This window comes from Desulfovibrio oxyclinae DSM 11498 (genome assembly GCF_000375485.1).
GTDB lineage: Bacteria > Desulfobacterota > Desulfovibrionia > Desulfovibrionales > Desulfovibrionaceae > Pseudodesulfovibrio > Pseudodesulfovibrio oxyclinae.
In genome coordinates this window covers 1-6,950 of record NZ_AQXE01000024.1, presented here as the reverse complement: position 1 = coordinate 6,950, position 6,950 = coordinate 1, and the positions used below count along the sequence as shown (strand labels likewise).

At 59.9% G+C, this 6,950-nt stretch carries 6 protein-coding genes; all 6 read left to right on the top strand.

Annotated elements, in window-relative coordinates:
• Positions 1-468 precede the first annotated feature (468 nt).
• The 6 genes from B149_RS0115900 to fmt all read left to right on the top strand — a co-directional run bounded on the left by B149_RS0115900 (position 469) and on the right by fmt (position 6,365).
• Positions 469-699, top strand: coding sequence for a hypothetical protein (locus B149_RS0115900; RefSeq protein WP_169332934.1), 231 nt, complete (start codon positions 469-471; stop codon positions 697-699).
• 402 nt (positions 700-1,101) lie between these two features.
• A complete protein-coding gene (locus B149_RS0115895; RefSeq protein ID WP_018126154.1) occupies positions 1,102-1,347 on the top strand; it encodes a hypothetical protein in 246 nt (81 codons plus the stop codon).
• A gap of 98 nt (positions 1,348-1,445) precedes the next feature.
• Positions 1,446-2,687 (top strand): histidine--tRNA ligase, encoded by a 1,242-nt coding sequence (hisS, locus tag B149_RS0115890; protein WP_018126153.1) that lies wholly within the window; start codon positions 1,446-1,448, stop codon positions 2,685-2,687.
• Between the two features lie 78 nt (positions 2,688-2,765).
• Positions 2,766-4,601 carry an aspartate--tRNA ligase gene (aspS, locus tag B149_RS0115885; protein WP_018126152.1) on the top strand — a complete coding sequence of 612 codons (1,836 nt, stop codon included), beginning with the start codon at positions 2,766-2,768 and terminating at the stop codon, positions 4,599-4,601.
• A gap of 316 nt (positions 4,602-4,917) precedes the next feature.
• Complete coding sequence (gene def, locus B149_RS0115880) at positions 4,918-5,415, top strand: peptide deformylase (RefSeq protein WP_018126151.1); 498 nt, start codon at positions 4,918-4,920, stop codon at positions 5,413-5,415.
• A complete protein-coding gene (fmt, locus tag B149_RS0115875; RefSeq protein ID WP_018126150.1) occupies positions 5,403-6,365 on the top strand; it encodes a methionyl-tRNA formyltransferase in 963 nt (320 codons plus the stop codon). The genes def and fmt overlap by 13 nt, the downstream gene beginning before the upstream one ends.
• Positions 6,366-6,950: the final 585 nt, after the last annotated feature.

Here is a 6,950-nt window from a genome sequence, read left to right as displayed (position 1 = left end):
CCGCGAACTCTACCTCGCCATGAAAGAACTGGAACTGCTGTAACTTCAGCATTTCCAGACAACACTCCCGGCATTTTCATATGCCTCCGGCGGCTCTCCGAGGGCCCTCCGGGGGCTTAAGAACCCTTTTGCAAAAGGGTTCTTAAGAATCTCCCAAAAACATTTGTGTTGCCAAGCCGCACGAGGCTTTCCGAAAGCTGAGGCGTATAGGCGGCTTGGCGGGAGGCTGAGTGCGGTTGTTGTGCTGGCGGGGGAGTGGGAATGCAGGGGGAGTTTTGATGATAAGCTTGTGAGCTGAGGAAGCTCTCCTTGACGAATTCTCCTTGTTACAAAAACTCGTTAGCCAAGCCGCACTACCCCAAATCCCCGTCAACGGGGTTGCAGCTGGGACGCGGGTTGTGCGGTCGCATGAACCCGACAGCTGCAAGCCCGCTGACAGCTCAGGGATTCCAAAGGGGGCCCGCCCCTTTGGTCCGCCAGAAGGGCCCGCCGGAGGCATTGCTGTTTGCATCAGTGGAAGGTTTCGGCCTGTCGGCCGACCTTCTTTTTTGCTGGCGCAAAAAAGAAGGCAAAACTGCGCTGTTGGGGTGCGCCGCCACTCTCGGCGAGAGGCTCTATGACGCGATCACTGTTCCTGATGAAACGTCCGTGGTTACAGACACCACCCGGACCTGCGTTAACGGTCAAAAGAGCCTTTAGGCCTCGCTCGGCATTGTCGCAGTACTTAGTTGCGGGATTGGATGCTTTGTTGGGCGTTCTGACGGGAAGTGTGTGAACTGAGAGAGCCCTATTTAGCTAAACTCTGCTAACGGAGTTCGTCAGCTAAGAACCATAGAACCATAAGTCCCCGTCAGCGGGGTTGCAGCTGGGACGCGAGTTATGCGGTCGCATGGCCCCGAATGCTGCAACCCCGCTGACAACTCAGGGATTCCAAAGGGGGCCCGCCCCTTTGGTCCGCCTGAAGGGCCCGCCGGAGGCACACCTGCCGGAAACAGCCTCTGCGCGCGAATTCCCTGTTTTCCGGGCTTCACAAGTGTGGCGAGTAGGGGTAGTGTCTTCGGTCCGTAAACTGCCACATCCCGACCACAGGAGAATTTAGCAATGTCCAAACCCTGCGTGGGCTGCGGCTGGTGCTGTCTTGACAATCCTTGCGAGGAATCGCACCGCCAGTACGGTTATCAGCGCCGTTGTCCTGATCTCAAGTGGGACGATGAGCAGAGCCGGTATCTTTGCATGATGATGCTTGACGCCGAAAAGGGTGAGCAGGCTCGTCGTTCGAATCATGAAGGGCAAGGTTGCTATGCCCCGCTGAACAAGTGGCGTGACGATATTCGCAACCGGGGATAACCCCTGTGTGCCGCCCTTGCGGCTTTGACAATCGCGCACACTTGGACTAACGAGAATCGTTTCCCAAAGCCAGATATTGACAGGATTGGAAAGCAGTTATGCCCAGCATTAAAAAGATCAAGGGTTTCGCGGACCTCTTTCCCGAGGACGCAGCGGTGTTCACCAGAATGGAAAACACTGCCCGTGAAATCTTCTCCAGATACGGTTTCGGCGAACTCAGAACGCCGATCCTTGAAAAGACCGAACTTTTCATTAAATCCATTGGCGAGGACACCGACGTGGTCGGCAAGGAGATGTTCACCTTTCCGGACCGGAAGGGGCGCTCCATGACCATGCGGCCTGAGGCTACGGCGGGTGTTGTCCGCGCCTTTGTGGAGTCCGGCCGGTACCAGCCCGGCAAGGTGCTCAAGTATTTCACCACCGGGCCGATGTTCCGCTACGAGCGACCGCAGAAGGGTCGTCAGCGTCAGTTCCATCAGCTTAATGCGGAAATTTTCGGTGCGCCCGAACCGCAGGCCGATGCCGAGCTGATCCTGATGCTCAAGAGCTTTCTGAACGAGCTTGGGTTGACCAAGCTGACGTTCGAGCTCAACTCCCTCGGCTGTCATGACTGTCGCCCGGCATACCGTCAGGCGCTCATCGATTTTTATCAGTCCAAGGGCCGCGACGGCTTTTGCGAGGACTGCCAGCGCCGCATGGACACCAACCCGTTGCGTGTTCTGGACTGCAAGTCCGCGAGCTGCAAGGAGCTGGTGCAGGGCGCGCCCGAGATTACCGACCACCTTTGCGGCGAGTGTTCCGATCACTTCGCGCAGGTCAAGGACATCCTCGGCACGGCAGGTGTGGAATACGTACTGAACCCCCGCCTTGTTCGCGGGCTCGACTACTACATCCGCACGGCTTTCGAGGTTACGTCCAACGACATCGGTTCGCAGACCGCGGTTGCGGGCGGCGGCCGATACGACGGCCTGCCCAAGAGCCTCGGTGGCCCGGATTGCGCCTCCACCGGTTTTGCCTGCGGCATGGAACGTCTGGCCATGCTGCTGGGTGCCAAGGATGCCGATGCGCCCGATTTCTACATCGCCGTCATTGATGATCGCGCCGCCAACGATGCCATGCTCTTCGCACAGAAACTGCGCGAGAAAGGTCAGCGCGGGGAAGTCTCCTACGCGGGCGGCTCCATGAAGAGCCGTATGCGTGCCGCCAACAAAACCGGGGCGTCCAAGTGCTTCATCCTCGGCGAGGCAGAGTTCGCCGAGGGCACGGTCACCGTCAAGGACATGGCCGGCGATGACGAGCAGTACACCGTATCCCGCGAGGAATACCTCAAAAAAGTCTAGGGGCCGCCAATGGCCCTCTTTCGTAATTCATTAATACAGGCCGCCCCGCAGTCCGGGGTCAACCACAACGGAGCAACCATGTCTGAACACCAGGAAGAACGCAGCTACGACGAGTATCGAGTCATTGAAGATCTGGGCGGCTGGCGCCGCACCCACCACAACAATGAGCTCAATGCCAATAATATAGGCAATACCGTGACGCTGATGGGCTGGGTCCAGTTCAGACGCGACCACGGCGGCCTGATCTTCATCGACCTGCGCGACCGTGAAGGCCTGACTCAGGTGGTCTTCAGCCCCGAGCACAACACCGACGCGCACGAACGCGCCCACGCCCTGCGCACCGAGTACGTGGTGGCCGTCCGCGGACAGGTTCGCGAGCGCCCCGAAGGCATGTCCAACTCCGCCCTCGTCACAGGCGAGATCGAAGTGGTCGTGGACGAATGGAAGCTGCTGAACACTTCCGAAACACCGCCGTTCCCCATCGAGGACCGCGTCGAGGCGGGCGAGAACCTGCGCCTGAAGCACCGCTTCCTCGATCTTCGCCGTCCCGCGCTGGCAAACAATTTCATCATGCGCCACAAGGCCGCTCAGGCCGTGCGCCGCTTCCTCGACGACAACGGGTTCCTCGAAATCGAGACCCCGATCCTGACCAAGTCCACCCCCGAGGGCGCACGCGACTTTCTCGTGCCCTCCCGCGTGAACAACGGCGATTTCTATGCCCTCCCGCAGTCGCCGCAGCTGTTCAAGCAGATGCTGATGGTCTCCGGCATGGAGCGTTACTTTCAGATCTGCAAGTGCTTCCGGGACGAGGACCTGCGCGCCGACCGTCAGCCAGAGTTCACCCAGATCGATGTGGAGATGAGCTTCGCCGACGAGGAAATGGTTCAGGGCATCGCCGAGGACATGGTCCGCAACGTCTTCAAGAAGACGCTGGACGCCGAACTGCCCGCCGAGTTCCCCCGCATGACCTACGCCGAAGCCGTTCGCGACTACGGCCTCGACAAGCCCGACGTACGCTTCGACCTCAAGCATCAGGAAGTCACCGACATTTTCAAGGGCGGCGGGTTCAAGGTCTTTGCCGCATCCGAGCTGGTGAAGGTCATGCGCGTCCCCGGCGGCGCAGAGCTGACCCGCAAGGAGATCGACGAGTACACCAAGTACGTCGAAATCTACGGCTCCAAGGGCCTTGCGTGGATCAAGGTCAAGGAGGACGGCGAATGGCAGTCCCCCATCGTCAAGTTCTTCTCCGAGGACGAGAAGGCCGCACTGGCCGAACGCACCGGCTGCCAGCCCGGCGACATCCTCTTCTTCCAGGCCGGTCAGGCCGACATCGCCAACACCGCGCTGGGCTACCTGCGCATCAAGGTCGGCGAACGCCTCGGTCTCATCGACGACTCCGTGTTCGCACCGCTGTGGATCACCGACTTCCCGCTGCTGGAATGGGACGCCGACGACAAGCGTTGGGTGGCACGCCACCATCCCTTCACCTCGGCCCAGCCCGGCCAGCTGGGAACCGTCCGGGAAAATCCGGGCGAAGCGCTCGCCCGCGCCTACGACCTCGTGATCAACGGCTACGAAGTGGGCGGCGGTTCCATCCGCATCCATACCCCGGAACAGCAGGACGCCATGTTCTCCGCGCTGGGCATCGACGAAGAGGAAGCCCGCGAGAAGTTCGGCTTCCTCATGGACGCGCTCAAGTTCGGCGCACCACCGCACGGCGGCATCGCCTTCGGCCTTGATCGTCTTATCATGATCATGTGCGGCGCCAAGTCCATCCGCGACGTCATCGCCTTCCCCAAGACCCAGAAGGCCACCTGCCTCATGACCGAAGCTCCCTCCGAAGTTGGCAACAAACAGCTTCGCGAACTCGGCATCAAGCTGCGCGAAAAGAAGGAAGAGAAAAAGGAATCCTAACCCTTTTCCCGTTCAATCCATTCAGGGGCGTCCGGCAACGGGCGCCCTTTTTACGTTCCGGCGGGCAAATCTTTTCCCGATTGCCTTTGCCGGTTAAATGCTTATTTGCATGGGGCGCATCGATTTCAGACCGTTTCGAGTCCGTTGTCTTTTGGCGCAAAACATGTAAGAGATTTCCCCGGCGCGGTTTCCCGACCCGGAAGCCGCCCGAATCGCGACAGAATAAAACACATCTCCGACCGCATCGGCATGATCGCGGCCGGGAGTTGGCGAACGGAACAAAGAGGGACACTCTGCCGGTCGCCGGAGGCATAGCATGAAGCTGGAAGTTTGCAGATGGCCCGAGCCGGTGCTCGCAGAAAAGGCAGCGCCGATCGAGGAAATCACCCCCGAGATAAAGGAACTGGTCGAGCACATGGTGGAAACCATGTACGCGGACGACGGCGTCGGCCTCGCAGCCCCGCAGGTGGGCGAAGGCATCCGCCTGATCTGCATTGACCAGACCGGTCCCAAGGAACGAGGCGACCTGCGCGTGCTCATCAATCCCGAAATCGTCGAGTGCGACGGCTCCGTGGACTCCGAGGAAGGCTGCCTGAGCTGCCCCGGATTCACCGGCAACGTCAAACGCTCGGAACGAGTCAAGGTGACCGCCAAGAATCTCGAAGGCGAAGAGCTCTGCATCGAGACCGACGGCTACCTCGCCATCATCCTCCAGCACGAAATCGATCACCTCGACGGAACCACCATCGTGGACCGGGCCAGCCGACTCAAGCAGGCCATGTACAGAAAGAAGGCACAGAGATGGACGAAGTAGCGGAAAAACTGCGCGTCGTATTCATGGGCACGCCCGATTTCGCGGCCCAAAGCCTCAAGGCGCTCATCGAATTCGACGGCTGCGACGTAGCGGCAGTGTACACCCAGCCCGACCGCCCCTGCGGTCGCGGCCGCAAATGCAAGCCCTCGCCGGTCAAACAGCTGGCGCTGGAACACGGCATTGATGTCTACCAGCCCGAGAACTTCAAGGATCAGGCCGACATCGACCAACTCGCCGCCCTTGAGCCCGATGTGCTCGTGGTGGCCGCCTACGGACTCATCCTGCCACAGGGTGTTCTCGACGTCCCCAAGCTGCATCCGCTCAACATCCATGCCTCCCTGCTGCCCAAATACCGCGGCGCGGCCCCCATCCAGCGCGCCATCGCAGACGGAGAAATCGTCACCGGCATCAGCATCATGAAGATGGAAGCCGGACTCGACACCGGCCCCGTCATGGTCGCCCGCGCCCTGCGCATCGGCCACAACGATCACGCCGGAAAAATCCACGACGAACTCGCCGACCTCGGCGGCCTCTGTATTGTGGAAGCCCTCGCCCGCCTCGCACGCGGAGCCTACGCCTTCAAACCGCAGGACGACACACTCGCCACCTACGCCCACAAACTCACTAAAGAGGAAGGCGAAGTGGACTGGAATCGCCCGGCACAGCAGGTCCACAATCAAATCCGCGCCATGTACCCATGGCCCGGAGCCTACTTCGACTGGGATAACGGACAGGACAAGGTCCTGCGCCTCAACGTCACCCCCGGCGAAATAGGCGAAGACGAATCCCCCGGCGTCGATCCCGGAACCGTCCTCGGTGAAATCAATGGCAAACTCGCCATCAGCACAGCCGACAAAGTCTACCTGACACCCGAGATCAAGCCCCAAGGAAAAAAAGCCATGGACGCCACCGCCTTCGTCTGCGGCTATCTCAAAGACTGCGAAGTGTAAGTCATACAATTGTTCATCATAAAAAAGAGCTCTGCACTAAGTGCAGAGCTCTTTTTTATGCCTCCGGCGGGTCTCCGACGGGCCCTTCAGGCGGACCAAAGGGGCGGGCCCCCTTTGGAATCCCTGAGCTGTCAGCGGGCTTGCAGCTGTCGAGTTCATGCGACCGCATAACCCGCGCCCCAGCTGCAACCCCGCTGACGGGAATTTGGGGAAGTGCGGCTTGGCTAACGAACTTCTGTAACAAGGAGAGTTCGTCAAGGAGAGCTTCCTCAGCTCACAAGCTTATCATCAAAACTCCCCCTGCATTCCCACTCCCCCGCCAGCACAACAACCGCAATCAGCCTCCCGCCAAGCCGCCTATACGCCTCAGCTTTCGGAAAGCCTCGTGCGGCTTGGCAACACAAATGTTTTTGGGAGATTCTTAAGAACCCTTTTGCAAAAGGGTTCTTAAGCCCCCGGAGGGCCCTCGGAGAGCCGCCGGAGGCATACCGACTCAGTCGGTCTCCGCTATCCGGTCGGCGGCTTCCTTGAGATTGTCCACGACATATCGGGCAAGGTCTGAGCAGCGGGCTTCTTCCTTTGCTC

Coding starts and splice junctions, on each gene's coding strand:
- def (WP_018126151.1), top strand. CDS start 4,918: ATGAAGCTGGAAGTTTGCAGATGGCCCGAGCCGGTGCTCGCAGAAAAG.
- B149_RS0115895 (WP_018126154.1), top strand. CDS start 1,102: ATGTCCAAACCCTGCGTGGGCTGCGGCTGGTGCTGTCTTGACAATCCT.
- aspS (WP_018126152.1), top strand. CDS start 2,766: ATGTCTGAACACCAGGAAGAACGCAGCTACGACGAGTATCGAGTCATT.
- hisS (WP_018126153.1), top strand. CDS start 1,446: ATGCCCAGCATTAAAAAGATCAAGGGTTTCGCGGACCTCTTTCCCGAG.
- fmt (WP_018126150.1), top strand. CDS start 5,403: ATGGACGAAGTAGCGGAAAAACTGCGCGTCGTATTCATGGGCACGCCC.